Below are 14,610 nucleotides of genomic sequence, written 5' to 3' on the forward strand. Positions count from 1 at the left end.
GGCAGCCGGTGCCTGAACACGCGGCACGATAGCTCAGGCTGGGCGTCTGCGTCGAACTCCCGCTGGGGCCTCTTCAAGCGCGTCAGCCCATGGCCTTGTCGGTCGCCTTGCGCAGGCGGGCCGTCGCGGCGCTGACATCCGCCTCGAACTCGCGCCAGCGCGCCGCGTCGGCCTGCTTCATCTCGGCCAGCCTGGTCTCGGCCGACTTCAGGTCCGACTGAAGGGCCGTGATCTCGACGTCGATGCGGGCCTTGGCATCGGCACCCGCCGCGCCCGCCTTCTTCTCGAGATTGGCGACCGCATTCCTGCCGTTGGCGATGTCCTTGTCCGCCGCAGCGACGAAGGCGTCGCGGTTGCCGGTGCTGACCGCGTACGTGAACTCGGGCATGCCCTTGATCATGGCCTTGGTGGCGCCAGGCATCACGAGCTTGCCGGCCTGATCCTTGATCTGCATGACCGGAATGGCCACGTCGTGCCGGCCGATGCCGACGAAGCCGCCCGCGCCGACGATGACGTAGGACACGCGCTTGTCGGGCGAGATGATGAGGTCTTCGACCTTGCCCACCTTGTCACCCGCGTCGTTGTAGAGGGTCTTGCCCATCAGCGTCTTCTTGACGCTCCAGCCCATCGCCAGTTGCGTCGATTCGGTGACGCTGACGTCGGCGGTGGTGGTCGCACCCGCGACCTGCGCCGCCGCGGGTTTGTTGCTGCAGAGTGCGCCGACGGCGATGAGCGCCGCGAAGGCTAGGCCGGAGAGTTGCTTCGTCATGGTCTGAACCTTTGGGAGTGGGCCATCAAGGCATTGATGGCGGATGTGGGGTCGGGCTCGTTGTAGGGCATGGCGCGCGGCCCGTCTGTGGGCCGGCGCACGCGGCGGCCCACAGACAGGCGCATGTCGGCGGCCTGGCTCAGCGCGTGACGCGGTTCATGGCGAACACTCGAACTTCAGCGCCGTGACCGCGCCGACGAAGTAGGGCCTGCGGGCACCGTCCCGCATCCAGGCCACTTCGCCGGTGCACGGCACCATCACACCGTCGTGCGCCTGGTAGTTCGACCAACTCCCCTCCCACGGGGCCATGACCATCTGCCGGCCCACCATGGCGCCGCGCGCCTCGGCCCGGAACGCGCTGATCAGCCCGGCGTCGTTGAAGCTGAACAGCAACGTCAAGCGGATCGGCCCGTCCGCCGCCGTGGCCCGCGCCGAGCGGTCATCGACGGCCTGCCATTGCGTGCCCTGGCTCGGCAGCAGGGCGGTCGGGTACCAGGCGGCTTCGGCGAACCAGCGCATGAATTCGCCGCGCGCCACCTCGCCGTCACCCTGCAGCGCCGCCATGCTGAACAGGCCCTGGACGGCAGCACGCAGCAAGCCGCGGCCGGCGATGTAGCTGTCGACCACGCGCACGGTCACGCCGGGCAACATCGAGATGCGCGCGTCCCACAGGAAGCCTGGCCGACGCGTGATGACCCGCTGCCGTGCCGCGAACGGCTTCCACTGCGCAGCGGTCGGCGACAGGCTGAACCTGCCCTCGGTGTCGATCCAGGCCGCGGTGATGATGGGTTGCCCGTCCTTGAGCACGGTGCGGAAGTAGCGCTGCACCGGCGCCGGCAGGCCATCGAGTTCGCGGGCGTCATAGCGTGTCGGCAGCGCCGTGGCGGCGGGCCCCGCGTCGACACGACCGGCTTCGAGCGTGCGCTGAAGGGCCAGCACCCTCGCGGCCCAGCGGCGTTGCCCGAAGGCCGTGATGCCCACCAGCGCCAGCACCAGCGCGCATGCGGTCGACACGAACCAGGGCAGCCAGGGCATGTGCAATCGCCGCGTGCGGGCCCGGTGCTTCAGGCCATGACCGACGCGACCGGCCGGCGCAGCGACGGTGGCAGCGTCGCCCCGTGGCCGAAGCGCACCACCAGGTCGGGCCGCTGGCCGGGGAGGTCGAGCGCCGCTGCGAACGCCGGGCGCATGGCGGCCACTTCCACCGGCTGGTTCAGGAAGGCGTTGCGCACGCCCAGCACCGTGGCCTGCAGCGCGAAGCGCTCGTAGGCGCGGCCCACTTCAATCCAGTGCGCCTTGTCTGCCGCCGCGCCGACGAACACGGCGATGCCCGCCGAACTGCGCACCTGGCGCGCGATCTTGTCGTTCTCGCCGCTGGCGGTGAACAGCCATTCGAACGCCAGCGCACCCAGCCAGGCGGGGAGGGCCGGGCTGCCTGAGCAGACGCTGAACAGCCCGTCACGGGTGCGCACGGCATCGGCGCCGTTGAAGCGGAGCCAGGACCTCAGCTCGGCGACGAAGGCCGCGTCCGACAACTGCGCGGCGTTGCCTTGCACCACGCACGCGAGCACGCGCTCCAGGGCCTGCCGGCCGGTCAACACATGCATCCGCACGCTGTCGGACGTGCCCGCACGTTCGAGCAGCTGCAGCGCCTGGCTGGACGGCGGCTGGCCGTCGTAGTCGCCGCGCGTGCATTGCCGCGCGGGGATCGCCTGGCACAACGGCGAGGTCTGGGCCGGCGTGGGCGTCAGCGTCACGCGCAGCATGTCGCGCCGGGCATCGAAGCGGGCTTCGGCATGCAGGCCTTGCGCCAGCGCTGCATGGGCCAGGTTCTCGGTGGCGCAGCCGAGGGAGACGAAGACATGGTGGTCGTCCGGGTCCACGGCGGGGCAGCGCCGCAGCAGGTCAGGCAGGATGGTGAGGACCTCGCCTGCCAGCGCGAAGCGCCAGCATTGCGTGTTGTGGCTGGACGGGGCCAGCGTGGCGAACCTGACCAGCTCCCGCAGCCGTTCGACGCCCAAAGTCGGCTCGGGAGGTGCGCCTTCGGGCACGAGCGGCAACGCCGGGCGCCGTATCCGTGCGGCGACGGTCTCGTAGGGCTCGGCATCGGGCGCCGCGGAGCAGGCCGACAGCGCGGCTGCGCCGCCCAGGGCCGCCGGCACGCCCAGCAGGAACGGCCTTCGCCCGAGAGCCCCGGGCACGGGTCGCGGCGCAGGCCCGCCGGGTCGGCCATGGCATGACCCTGGAAATCGTGGCGTCTCGTCCTTTGGCGTCATGGCGCAGTCTCCTGCCTGGGTCGGGCGGCATCTGTTCGTTGCCGCACCGCCGTCATGCCGTGGCGCGCAGCACCCACTTTCGAAGCTCGCTGAACCAGAACACACCGCTGGCCATCGCCACGCAACGCAGCCACTGCGGCGCCGACAGCGGCGCCGTGCCGAACGCCCGGTTCAGGAACGGGACGTGGACCACCGCCACCTGCAGCAACGAGGACGACACCACCCAGCCCCACAGTCGTGGTCAGCCTCGATGGTGGACATCATCTTGCGGTCCGACGTGAACGGGATCTCGCCCAGGCGCGTGAAGCGGTGACCACACGGACGATGGTCATCTCGGCGCGGGTCAGCGTGCCGGTCCTGTCGGTGGCAATGACGGTGGCCGAGCCCAGCGTCTCCACCGAGGCCAGCTTCTTCACGATGGCATGGCGCCGGGCCATGCGCTGAACGCCCAGCGCCAGTGCCAGCACCAGCGACAGGATGGCCGGCAGGCCCTCGGGCACGATCGCCACCGCAAGCGCCACGCCCAGCAGCACGCGCACGACATCGGCCGGGGCGCGCACGTCGCTGAGGGCCAGGATGGTCGCCGCGACGACCGCGGCGATGACCATCGCCGCGGTCCCGAGCACCCGCCCGACGTGGGCCACCTCCGTCTGCATCGGCGTGGGCTGGTCTTCGGTGGCATCGAGCAGCGTCGCGATCGCGCCCATCTCGGAGGTCATGCCAGCGGGTGGCGGAACTGGAACAGGACTCGCCGCCACGCGGAAACCCGGGCGGCACCGCGGAGTTCGTTCGCACCGTCGCGCAGCAGGCGCCGCGCCGTCATCGGCGTCGCAGCCTCGACTGCAGGCGCTCGATGTCGGCGAGCAGGTCCAGCACCAGCGCGACGCCGGACAGGCTCAGTTCGAGATCGCGCGCCAGCCGCAGCGCGCGGCGCGTGCGCCGCAGCGCGTCGCCGCCGAAGCGCCACTCGGACGGGCCGGGGCCCGCCGGCCGCAGCAGGTTCTCGCCCACCAGCGCATGAACCTGCTCAGCGCTGGCGCCACTGGCCCGGCAGAGCGTTGCCAGGGTGAACGACAACTGCTCTTCGACGACGACCGCCGCCAGCGTCACGACATGAAGATCAGCCATGGCCTTGGGCCTCCAGAGCGGCGCGCGGGTGGTAGTCGGCAAAGGCGCTGGCCAGGGCGGCGTAGGCCGCCTTGTCGGCGTCGCTGGCCGGTGTGGGCCATGCAATCGTCAGCACGGCGTAGAGGTCGCCCGGCACCTTGCCCGGCAGGCCCTTGCCTTTCAGGCGCAGCTTGCGGCCTTGCGACGAGCCCGGTGGCACGCCGAGCTGCACGCTGCCGTCGGGCGTGGGCGCGGTGACCGTGGCGCCGAGTGCGGCCTCCCAGGGCGCCACGGGCAGGTCGAAGAAGAGGTCGCCCCCGTCCAGCCGGAACACCGGGTGCGGCAGGATCTGGATCTCCAGGTAAAGGTCGCCCGCCGAAGCGCCCCCGTGGCCCGCGGCCCCCTGGCCCGCCAGCCGCAGATGCTGGCCTTCGCGGACCCCCTTGGGAATGCCGACCTGCAGCTGCCGCTCCTGCAGCACGGTGCGGCCCGTTGCATCCACCACAGGCATGCGCAGCGAGATCATCCGTTGCGCACCGCGGTAGGCGTCCTGCAGCTCGATGGCCACCTTGGCATGGTGGTCGCGCCCCGGCGCCGGCCCGCGCCCGGCGCCGGGGCGCGGCATGCCGTCGTCACCAGAGAAGCCACCGCGGCCGAACAGCGACTCGAAGAAGTCGCTGAAGTCCCGCGAGCCGCCCGCATCGGGTGGCATGCCGCCGCCACGGCCGCTGTACTCGAAGCCGCTGTCCCAGCCCGGGGGCGGCTCGAAGCCCTGGCCGCTGGCATGGCGCTGCGCGATGTCGTCGTAGGCGGCGCGGCGTTCGGCGTCGATCAAGGCCTCGTGCGCCTCGGCGATCTCCTTGAAGCGGGCCTCGGCGTCGGGCTCCTTGCTGACGTCGGGGTGGTACTTGCGCGCCAGCTTGCGGTAGGCGCGCTTGATCTCGTCGTGGGTCGCGGTGCGCTCGACGCCCAGCGTGGCGTAGTAGTCCTTGAAGTCCATTCGTCGCTTTCGCAAGTCTTGTCACCGGCCGCCGTCGCCCGCGGCTATTGCCAGCCGTAGCGCCGCACGTAGACCCGCTTCATCAGCGTGACCAGCGTGCAGTAGCCCAGCAGGATGGCCCCCAGCCAGGGGTAGTACGCCCACGGCAGGGCCTGCAGCTTGAAATAGCCTGCCAGCGGCCCGTTGGGCAGCCACAGGCCCACCGTGACGATGAGCAGCGTCATCGCCATCAGCGGTGCCGATGCGCGGCTTTGGATGAAAGGCAGCCGGGGGCTGCGCACCATGTGCACCACCAGCGTCTGGGTGAGCAGGCCCACCACGAACCAGCCGGACTGGAACAGCGTCTGCTCGGCGACGCTGTTGGCGCTGAACACCCACCACATCACGCCGAAGGTGACGAGGTCGAACAGCGAGCTGATGGGCCCGAAGAACAGCATGAAGCGGCCGATGTCGGACGGGTTCCAGGTCAGCGGCCTGGCCACCAGCTCGGGGTCGACGTTGTCGAAGGGAATGCCGGTCTGGCCGATGTCGTACAGCAGGTTCTGCACGAGCAGCTGCAGCGGCAGCATCGGCAGGAAGGGCAGGAAGGCGCTGGCGACCAGCACGCTCAGCACGTTGCCGAAGTTGCCGCTGGCCGTCATGCGGATGTACTTGAGCATGTTGCAGAAGGTCTTGCGGCCTTCGACGACACCCTCGTCCAGCACCAGCAGGCTTTTTTCGAGCAGGATGATGTCGGCCGCCTCCTTGGCGATGTCGACCGCGCTGTCCACCGAGATGCCGATGTCGGCCGCGCGCAGCGCCGGGGCGTCGTTGATGCCGTCCCCCATGAAGCCCACCACGTGGCCGCTGGCGCGCAGCGCGCGCACGATGCGCTCCTTGTGCAGCGGCGTGAGCTTGGCGAAGACGTTGTGAGCCTCGGCGGCGGCCTTCAACGCGTCGTCGCCCAAGGCCTCGACCTGCGCGCCCAGCAGGATGTCATCCGCCGGCAGGCCGACCTGGCGGCAGACCTGGGCCGTCACCAGGTCGTTGTCGCCGGTCAGCACCTTGACGGTGATGCCGTGCGCCGCCAGCGCCTGCAACGCCGGCGCGGCGGATTCCTTGGGCGGGTCCAGGAAGGCGACGTAGCCGATCAGCGTCAGGCCGGCTTCGTCGGCCACCGAGTAGGCCGCCTGGCCCGGCGGCAGCGTCTTGACGGCCACCGCCACCACACGCAGGCCCTCGGCGTTCAGGCCGGCCGTGACGGCCTGCGTGCGCGCCAGCAGCGCGGCGTCCAGCGGCTGCGTGGGCATCGCGCGTGCGCCGTCCAGGCTGGCATCGACCGGGTCCTGGGCGCGCACCTGCGTGCAGGCGGCCAGCACTTCTTCGACCGCGCCCTTGCAGATCAGCTCGTGGTGCTGATCCTGGCCACCCACCAGCGCGGCGACGACCACCGACATGCGCCGGCGCTCGAAGTCGAAGGGGATCTCGTCCACCTTGCGGTAGGCGTCCTTCAGCTGCAGCTCCACGGCCACGTCCACGCGCGCCAGCACCGCGCGGTCCAGCAGGTTCTTCAGCCCGGTCTGGTAGAAGCTGTTGAGGTAGGCGAAGTTCAACACCTCGGCGCTGTCCTGGCCCCAGGCATCGGCGTGGCGCGCCAGCGCGATCTGGTCCTGCGTCAGCGTGCCGGTCTTGTCGGTGCACAGGATGTCCATGGCGCCGAAGTTCTGGATCGCGTCCAGCCGCTTGACTACCACCTTCCTGCGCGACAGCAGCACCGCGCCCTTGGCCAGCGTGCTGGTGACGATCATCGGCAGCATCTCGGGCGTCAGGCCCACCGCCACCGAGAGCGCGAACAGGAAGGCCTGCAGCCAGTCGCCCTTGGTGGCGCCGTTGACCAGGAAGACGATGGGCACCATCACGGCCGCGAAGCGGATCAGCAGCCAGCTCACGCTGTTGACGCCGGCCTGGAACGCGTTGGGGGCGGTCTCGGTGGCGGTGGCATGGGCAGCGAGCGTGCCGAAATAGCTGCGTCCGCCCGTGGCCACCACCAGTGCGGTCGCCGTGCCAGAGACGACGCTGGTGCCCATGAAGGCCAGGTTGCGCTGGTCCAGGGCCGTCGCGGGGGCGCCTACCGCGCCCTGGGGGAACTTCTCCACCGGCAGCGACTCGCCGGTCATCGCCGCCTGGGCGACGAACAGGTCGCGGGCGCTCAGCACGCGGCAGTCGGCCGGGACCATGTCGCCCGCGGACAGCGTCACCACGTCTCCCGCCACCAGCTCGCGCACCGGCATCTCGCGCGGCTGCGGTGGTGCGACCCCAGCGGCCGAGGCCGGCGAAGCCGAGGCGCGGCGGATGACCGTGGCGGTGTTGGTCACCATCGCCCGCAGGCCCTCCGCCGCGCGGTGGGCGCGGCCTTCCTGCACGAAGCGGATGCCGGTGCTCAGCGCCACCATGACGCCGATCACGACCGTGGCCTTGCTGTCGGCGCTCATGAACGACAGCAGGGCCAGCGCCGTGAGCAGCAGGTTGAACGGGTTCAGGTAGCAGCGCCACAGCCGCAGCCAGCCCGGCAGCGGTGCCTCGTGCTGGATCTCGTTCGGCCCGTCACGGGCCAGGCGCCGGGCGGCCTCGGCGGCGTCCAGGCCGTCGGGCCGGGCGTCCAGCCGCGCCAGCGCCTGCGCGGGTTGGCCCGCGGCGGCGGCCAGCAGGCCCGCGTCCAGACTGGCCGCAGGCCGGCCGGGCTGCGCCGCCGTCAGCGCCTGCAACAGCGGCCGGCGCTCGAAATGCCGCTTCGCGCGCCGGCGGCGCAGGAAGGTGCTGAAGCTCTGGGTGAGTGCCTGGCGCATGCGCGTTCAACCGGTCAGGCGGCCATCGATCACCTCGATGGTCTTGTCGCAGCGCTCCGCCAGCGCGACGTTGTGGGTCACGAACAGCACCGTGGTGCCCCGCTCGGTGTTGAATTGCCGCAGCAGCGTGAACACCTCGTCGGCGCTTCGGGTGTCCAGGTTGCCGGTCGGCTCGTCGGCCAGCAGCAGCGCCGGCCCCATCGCGAGCGCGCGTGCGATGGCCACGCGCTGCTGCTGCCCGCCGCTGAGGTTGCCGGCCAGGTTGTCCTGCCAGGCCGTCAGGCCGACGCTGGCGATCAGCGCCAAGGCGCGCACGCGCATGGCCTCGTTGGCGAACTCGGCGGCGCCGAGCATGGGCATCATCACGTTCTCCAGCGCCGTGAACGCCGTGATCAGGTGGTGGTACTGGAAGACGAAGCCGATGCTGTGGCCGCGCAGCCGGGTCAGCGCGCGGTCGTCCAGCCGGGTGGTCTGTTCGCCGCACACCTCGAGCGTGCCCGCCGTGGGCCGGTCGAGCAGCCCGACGATGTTCAGCAGCGTGCTCTTGCCCGAACCCGAGGGGCCCACGACGGCGCAGAACTCGCCCTGCACCACGGTCAGGTCGATGCCGTGCAGCACCTCGGTCTCGATGGGCGTGCCGGGGTTGTAGGCCTTGCGCACGCCGCGCATCTGCACGACCACGGTGTCAGCCACGGATGGCCACCACGGGGTCCAGCCGCGCCGCGCTGCGTGCCGGCGCGAAGGCCGCCACCAGACCCGTCAGGGTGGCCAGCAGCAAGGCCGCGCCGAACAGCGCCGGGTCCATGACCAGCGGGAACAGCGGCGTGCCGTCGGCGTTCTTGGCCAGGCGCTGCCACAGCACCAGGCCCAGCGCGCCGATGCCACTGCCCAGCACTGCGCCACTCAGCGCCAGCAGGCCGCCCTGCAGCAGGAACAGGCGCAGGATCTGGGCACGCGAGATGCCCATGGCGCGCAGGATGCCGATCTCGCGCGACTTCTGCACCACCACCACCGCCAGCACGCTGGCGATGCCGAACGCGACCGACAGGCCGACGAAGAAGCGGATCGCGGTGTTGGCCGTGGTCTGCGCGCTGACGGCGGTGAAGAACTGCGCGTTGGTGGTGATCCAGCTGTCGGACTCCACGCCCGTGGCGGCGGTGATCTGCTGGGCCACGGTCTCGGCCGCATAGACGTCGCGCACCGTCACCTCCAGGCTGCTGGCGCCGCCGGGCAGGCCCAGCAGGCTTTGCGCGGTGCGCAGCGCGACGAAGGTGCTGCGCAGGTTGGCGCCCTTGTTGCCCAGGTCGAACACGCCGCAGATCGTCAGCGTGCTGGACACGGCGCTGTCGCCGGCGCCGGTGTTGACGCGGAGCTTGTCGCCCACGCCCACGCCGAGGTCGGTGGCCAGCTCGGTGCCGATCAGGATGTCGGTGCCCAGCAGCCGGGGCGTGCCGCGCACGACCTTGTCGGCCAGGTCGACGATGCGGAAATACAACCCGGGCTCGATGCCTGTCAGCGTGATGGCGCGCGTGGCGCTGCCCCGCACCGCCAGCGCCGAGCCTGCGGCGATGGGCGCCACCACCAGCACCTCGGGCATGGCCTGGATCAGCGTGGCAACGGCCTGCCACTGGTCGATGGATTTCAGGCGCTGCAAGGGCGCCTGCACGATGGCGCCCTCGGCCTCGCCGGGCAGGCCCTGCGCGCCGTTGCGCAGCGGTCGCGAGACCTGCTTGGGCGGCAGCAGCTCGATGTGAGCCGAGGCCGACAGCACCCGCCGGATGAAGTTGGACTGCAGGCCCGCCATCAGCGCCGACATGAAGACGATCACCGCCACGCCGATGGACACGCCGGCAATGATGAACGCCGTCTGCAGGCGACCCTCGCGCAGGAAGCGCAGCGCGACGATCCATTCGAAGGGCAGGCGGTTGCCGAACATCGCCATGCGCTCACTGCAGCGCCGACGCGGGCAGCGCTGGCGTCATTGCAACCGCGCGGATGCGCGCACCTGGCGCCAGCGTGGCCGGTGCCACCACGACGGCATCGCCCTCGGCGAGCCCGCTCGTCACTTCGGCCAGGCCGCCGCTGCGCAGCCCCAGTTGCACCGCCGTGCGCACGGCATGCCGGCGGTCGACGCGCAGCACCCAGGGCGCTGCGCTGTCGGCGTCGCGCACGGCGGCGACAGCGACGATCAAGGCCTGGGGCCGGCGCGCCACCTCGATGTCCACCGAGACCGTCATGTCTTGCTTCAGCACGGCCGGCGGGGTGGCGACGTCCAGCTTCACCTCGACCGCGCCGGTGGTCGCGTTGACGCCGGGATTGATGTAGGCCAGCCGTGCGGCGAAGCGCTGCGCGGGGTAGGCGTCGGCCGAGGCGAGCGCGCCCTGGCCCAGGGCCAGCAGCGCCAGGTTCTTCTCGTCGATCTGCACCACCAGCTGGGTGACGCCGCGTGGCGACAGCGTCATCAGCACCCGGCCCGGCTGGACCACATCGCCCACTTCCACATTGCGCGCGATCAGCGTGCCGGCCACGGGCGCCCGGATCGAGGCGTAGCCTGCCCGCGCCCTGGCCGCCTGCGCGCTGGCCTGTGCCCCGTTCAGGTCGGCCGCCGCCAGCGCGCGATCGCTGCCCGTGGCGCCGGTGGTCTCCAGCTGCTTCTGGGTCGAGCGCATCTGGGCGTCCGCCAGCTCGACGAGCTTGCTCGCGTCGTCCAGCGCGGCCTGGCCAATGAAGCCCTGGTCGAACAGTTCCTGGCTGCGCGTCAGCGCGGTGCGCGCACTGGCCAGGCTCGCCCGGGCCTGCCGCAAGGTCTGCGCGGCGACCGGCGCCTGCACTTCCTGCAACTGCCGCAGCTTCGCCTGGGCCTGCCCGACCGCCGCGTCGGCCTGGCGGGCGGCGGCGTTCAACTCTGACGCGTCGAGCGCCACCAGCGGGTCGCCGGCGCTGACGGCCTGGCCCTCGGCCACGGGCACCAGCAGGACCGTGCCCGTGATCAGCGCCCCGACGTCCAGGCGGTGCGGTGCCTCGACGTGGCCGCTGGCGACGACGGTCTGCACGAAGTCGCGCCGCAGCACGCCTTGTGTCGCCGCCTGCGGCCCTGCCCACCAGCGCGCCGCCAGGGCGGCCAGCACGACCAGGCCGGTCAAGGCGGCCATCGCCGCGCTGCGGTGCTGGCGCAGCCACGAGGGCTGGGCCGTCGCCGCCGGCACTGCCGCGGCCGCTGGAGCCGCCGGCGCGGCGGGCGCTCCGCCGGGCGGCACCGGAGCGGCGGGGTCGGGCGTCACACGCTCGCCGCGAGTTCGCGCATCGGCCGGGCGGCTGTGCGCGGCGCCTCACCGGCGGGGGGCTGGCCCTGCGCGGCCCGGATGACGGCGGCCAGGTCCAGGTCGATGACGTCCACCGCACGGCGGCCGTCCAGCCTGTCGTTCGCTGCGGCGAACCAGGACGCCAAGGCCCATCCCGTCCATTGCGGCGGCAGTTCGGCGCGCACGCGCTGGGCGCCCGCACGCGGCGACAGGTCAGCGGCATCGAACTGGAACATCGGCACCCACAGACCGGCACGCCAGGGGAAGGCGAACAACTGGCCGGTGCCGAGCAGCCTGGCCAGGTCGACCGCATGCCCCGGCCGATGCGCCTGCAGCAATGGGCCCAGGGCCTCGCCGGGCGCGGTGCCGCCTGTTGACCTGAATGCCTCCAGCAACGCGATGAAGCCTCGCCCGTCCGGCGCAGCGAAGGCCCCGGCCCCATGGCGGCCGGCTGGCCCCGTGACCCCGCAAGGTCCGGCGGGTGGGATCGGCCCCGCCAGCAGGGCCGGGGATGGGAGGTGTCGGGGCATGGAGCGCTCCAGTGAGTGAAGGCAGCCGGCGGGCCGGATCGGCCGCATCGGCACGACGAGCGTAGGCACAAGCCGCGCTCCAGACCGTGCGCCAGCGAACACGAAGGGCGTCTTCCGCCGCTGTCTGCTGTCGCACAGACTGCAGCGCCCGGACGTCTCACGCTGCCTCTTCCTCAACAACCAGGACCAGACCATGAAGACTGACGCGCAACTGCAGCAAGACGTGATGGCGGAGCTGACGTGGGAACCCTCGGTGCATGCCGCACAGATCGGCGTGCAGGTGAAGCACGGCGTCGTGACGCTGGCCGGCGAGGTCGGCAGCTACGTGGAGAAGTGGAATGCCGAACGGGCCGCCGAGCGCGTGCATGGCGTCAAGGCGCTGGCCATCGAGATGACGGTCGCGTTGCCAGAGTTCGGCAAGCGCAGCGATGCCGACATTGCGCAATCCGCCCAGAACATCCTGGGCTGGACGAGCTCCCTGCCCGCCGACGCCGTCAAGGTCATGGTGGAGGGCGGCTGGCTGACGCTGTCGGGCGACGTGGAGTGGCAGTTCCAGCGCCAGGACGCCGCCAACAGCCTGCGATACCTGTCGGGCGTCACGGGCATCAGCAACCAGATCGCCATCCGGCCGGCGCTGTCCGCGACCGTCGTCAAGTCGGACATCGAGGCCGCACTCAAGCGCCGCGCCGTCGCGGATGCGAAGGGCATCGTCGTGACCGTCAACGGCGCCGACATCACCTTGACGGGCGATGTGCACAGCTGGGCCGAACGCGACCTGGCCAAGCGCTCGGCGTGGGGCAGCGCGGGCGTGCGCAATGTCGTGGACCAGATGAGCCTGGTCTGCTGAATCGGCCCCGCCGCCGCGGCATCAGGCACGCCGGCCGCGCCGCGGTGGCCTGATGTTGGCGGGCGCACAGACCCGCCGGCCGCGCGCGCGCAGGCTGGTCGTCCCGCCACCCACAGGAGTCACTTTCATGAAAACCGACACCCAGTTGCAGCAGGACGTGAGCGATGAACTGATGTGGGAGCCCTCGGTGCACGGCGCACGGATAGGGGTCGAGGTGAAGGACGGCATCGTGACGCTTGCGGGCCAGGTGGACTCGTACGCGGAGAAGTGGAATGCCGAGCGGGCGGCGCAGCGCGTGTCGGGCGTCAAGGCCATGGCCACCGAGCTCGTCGTCCACCTCTCCGGCCTGAGCCAACGGTCCGACGCCGACATCGCCGCTGCGGTGCAGAACGCGCTGGAGTGGGCGTTCCCGCTGACGGTGGGCCGCCGCATCAAGGTGATGGTGGAGAACGGCAGCGTGACGCTCTCGGGCGACGTGGACTGGCAGTTCCAGAAGGAAGCGGCGGCTGACAACGTGCGGCCCATGATGGGGGTCACCGGCGTCAGCAACCAGATCAGCATCCAGCCGTCGCCGTCGGTGCTGCTGATTCAGTCCGACATCGAGTCCGCGCTGAAGCGGGCCGCGATCGATGCCAGCGGCATCGCCGTCGCCATCCATGGCAGCGACGTCACGCTCTCGGGAACGGTGAAGAACTGGGCCGAGCGCGAAACCGCGACCAACTCGGCCTGGAACACGCCGGGCGTGACCAACGTGGTCGACATGATGACTCTCGCGCATTGACGGCCCCGCAGCTCGAAAGCGTTGCGGGCCGGCGCCGTCCTGTCGCGAGGTAGCGGTTTCTGGCCGCGCATGCGTGCGCGGCGGCGCCCGGGATGCGACGCACAGGGTCAGGAGTGCTGCATCGGCCCCGCGGCGGCCCCGGCCGGCGGTGACGCCAGCCTCGGCTCGCGGCGTTGCACGCCAGCCAGCGCCCACAGGCCGGTCGCCGAAGCCCGCCGGCCGCCCAGCGCCGCAATGGTCATGTCCTGGAGCACCTCGGAACACTGCCGGGGCAGCCTGATGCGCGTGGTCCGTCCACCGGCTTCATCACAGGCGACTTCAACCGTCCCGCCCAGCAGGCTGCAGAGCCGCCCGACGATGGACAGGCCGATGCCTTCGCCTGCGACCAGGCCTGCCATCGCAGGCGCGACCGGGGGTGCAGGCGGCAGCGCGCGCGCGCCGCGGGGATGAGCGGTCGTTGCGTTGCCGACCTCGAAATACCAGGGCTCGGCCTCGTGGGCGCCGCTGGTGCCGCAGGTCAGCACCACGGTACCGGCAGGCGCGTACTGGATGGCGTTCAGCACGAGGTTCTGCGCGATGCGCGCCACCATCAGCGGGTCGCTTTCGGCGATGAGGCTGGCCGGGCCGCGGAAGTCGAGCTGAACACCCCGCGAGGCTGCGAGCACCCGCAGGTTCCTGCACGTGTCATCCAGTGCCGCCGCGACGTCGATCACGCGCAGCGCCGGGCGCTCGCGTCTGGCGTCGAGCCGGGCGAGCTCCGCCATGCCGTTCAGCAGGTCCCGCAAGCCGCACACGTTGCGCTCCAGCACGCCCAGCAACTCGGTCTGGCGCGGGTCGCGGCAGGTCGTCTGCAGCAGGGCCGTGACGTTGGTGACCACGCCGAGCTTGCCGCGCAGGTCGTGCACGGCTTGCCGCCACAGCGCACTCGCCTGTGCGGCGGCGTCCAGCGTCGAATCGTCGGGCGTTCCCGTCCGGCTGGCCGTGGGACTGCCGAACGACGTCGGCGCGCCGGGCCGCATCGCGGGCACGCAGAGGGGCACGCAGAGGGGCAGAGGGAGGGGCGCTGTCGTGCCGAAGGGCAGGTGTTGGGAGTTCATGGAGAGACCCGGAAGCATGGACAGCCCGAGCATCATCGAGCGTGGCGCGGGAGTCCGTCTGCTAGCGCACCTCAGG

General features: G+C 71.4%; 16 protein-coding genes. 2 read left to right on the forward strand and 14 right to left on the reverse strand.

Going from position 1 to position 14,610, the window contains the following annotated elements; translation table 11 throughout:
- Positions 1-82 precede the first annotated feature (82 nt).
- From ACO07H_RS13365 to ACO07H_RS13425, 13 genes are all read right to left on the reverse strand, one after another.
- Positions 83-769, reverse strand: a complete 687-nt coding sequence (locus ACO07H_RS13365; protein WP_422014882.1) for a PRC-barrel domain-containing protein — start codon at positions 767-769, stop codon at positions 83-85.
- Between the two features lie 156 nt (positions 770-925).
- On the reverse strand, positions 926-1,804 hold the full coding sequence (locus tag ACO07H_RS13370; RefSeq protein WP_422014884.1) for a DUF6920 family protein: 879 nt from the start codon (positions 1,802-1,804) through the stop codon (positions 926-928).
- A gap of 29 nt (positions 1,805-1,833) precedes the next feature.
- On the reverse strand, positions 1,834-2,931 hold the full coding sequence (locus ACO07H_RS13375; protein ID WP_422014886.1) for an Acg family FMN-binding oxidoreductase: 1,098 nt from the start codon (positions 2,929-2,931) through the stop codon (positions 1,834-1,836).
- A 166-nt stretch (positions 2,932-3,097) separates the two neighbouring features.
- Complete coding sequence (locus ACO07H_RS13380; protein WP_422014888.1) at positions 3,098-3,268, reverse strand: cation transporting ATPase C-terminal domain-containing protein; 171 nt, start codon at positions 3,266-3,268, stop codon at positions 3,098-3,100.
- Between the two features lie 37 nt (positions 3,269-3,305).
- Positions 3,306-3,764: a hypothetical protein gene (locus tag ACO07H_RS13385; protein ID WP_422014890.1), complete on the reverse strand. Its 459-nt coding sequence runs from the start codon at positions 3,762-3,764 to the stop codon at positions 3,306-3,308.
- Entirely contained in the window at positions 3,761-3,868 is a 108-nt protein-coding gene (locus tag ACO07H_RS13390) for a cation-transporting P-type ATPase (RefSeq protein WP_422014892.1), read from the reverse strand. The genes ACO07H_RS13385 and ACO07H_RS13390 overlap by 4 nt, the downstream gene beginning before the upstream one ends.
- Entirely contained in the window at positions 3,865-4,173 is a 309-nt protein-coding gene (locus tag ACO07H_RS13395; protein WP_422014894.1) for a chaperone modulator CbpM, read from the reverse strand. The genes ACO07H_RS13390 and ACO07H_RS13395 overlap by 4 nt, the downstream gene beginning before the upstream one ends.
- Positions 4,166-5,152: a DnaJ C-terminal domain-containing protein gene (locus ACO07H_RS13400; RefSeq protein WP_422014896.1), complete on the reverse strand. Its 987-nt coding sequence runs from the start codon at positions 5,150-5,152 to the stop codon at positions 4,166-4,168. Before ACO07H_RS13400 ends, ACO07H_RS13395 begins: the two co-directional genes overlap by 8 nt.
- Before the next feature lie 44 nt (positions 5,153-5,196).
- Positions 5,197-7,977, reverse strand: a complete 2,781-nt coding sequence (mgtA, locus tag ACO07H_RS13405; protein ID WP_422014898.1) for a magnesium-translocating P-type ATPase — start codon at positions 7,975-7,977, stop codon at positions 5,197-5,199.
- Between the two features lie 6 nt (positions 7,978-7,983).
- Positions 7,984-8,646: an ABC transporter ATP-binding protein gene (locus tag ACO07H_RS13410; RefSeq protein ID WP_422018639.1), complete on the reverse strand. Its 663-nt coding sequence runs from the start codon at positions 8,644-8,646 to the stop codon at positions 7,984-7,986.
- 16 nt (positions 8,647-8,662) lie between these two features.
- Entirely contained in the window at positions 8,663-9,919 is a 1,257-nt protein-coding gene (locus tag ACO07H_RS13415) for an ABC transporter permease (protein ID WP_422014900.1), read from the reverse strand.
- 4 nt (positions 9,920-9,923) lie between these two features.
- Positions 9,924-11,129 carry an efflux RND transporter periplasmic adaptor subunit gene (locus tag ACO07H_RS13420; protein WP_422014902.1) on the reverse strand — a complete coding sequence of 402 codons (1,206 nt, stop codon included), beginning with the start codon at positions 11,127-11,129 and terminating at the stop codon, positions 9,924-9,926.
- A gap of 125 nt (positions 11,130-11,254) precedes the next feature.
- Positions 11,255-11,674, reverse strand: coding sequence for a hypothetical protein (locus ACO07H_RS13425; RefSeq protein WP_422014904.1), 420 nt, complete (start codon positions 11,672-11,674; stop codon positions 11,255-11,257).
- Between the two features lie 328 nt (positions 11,675-12,002).
- Here ACO07H_RS13425 and ACO07H_RS13430 point away from each other — a divergent pair, with 328 nt between their 5' ends.
- A complete protein-coding gene (locus ACO07H_RS13430) occupies positions 12,003-12,656 on the forward strand; it encodes a BON domain-containing protein (RefSeq protein ID WP_422014906.1) in 654 nt (217 codons plus the stop codon).
- 127 nt (positions 12,657-12,783) lie between these two features.
- The gene (locus ACO07H_RS13435) at positions 12,784-13,437 is read left to right on the forward strand and encodes a BON domain-containing protein (protein ID WP_422014908.1); all 654 of its coding nucleotides are present in this window, start codon (positions 12,784-12,786) and stop codon (positions 13,435-13,437) included.
- 107 nt (positions 13,438-13,544) lie between these two features.
- Here the strand turns inward: ACO07H_RS13435 and ACO07H_RS13440 are convergent, their stop codons facing one another.
- Positions 13,545-14,534 carry a sensor histidine kinase gene (locus ACO07H_RS13440; RefSeq protein WP_422014910.1) on the reverse strand — a complete coding sequence of 330 codons (990 nt, stop codon included), beginning with the start codon at positions 14,532-14,534 and terminating at the stop codon, positions 13,545-13,547.
- Positions 14,535-14,610 lie beyond the last annotated feature (76 nt).

The sequence above is a fragment of the Roseateles sp. genome (assembly GCF_965229315.1).
Lineage (GTDB): Bacteria > Pseudomonadota > Gammaproteobacteria > Burkholderiales > Burkholderiaceae_C > Pelomonas.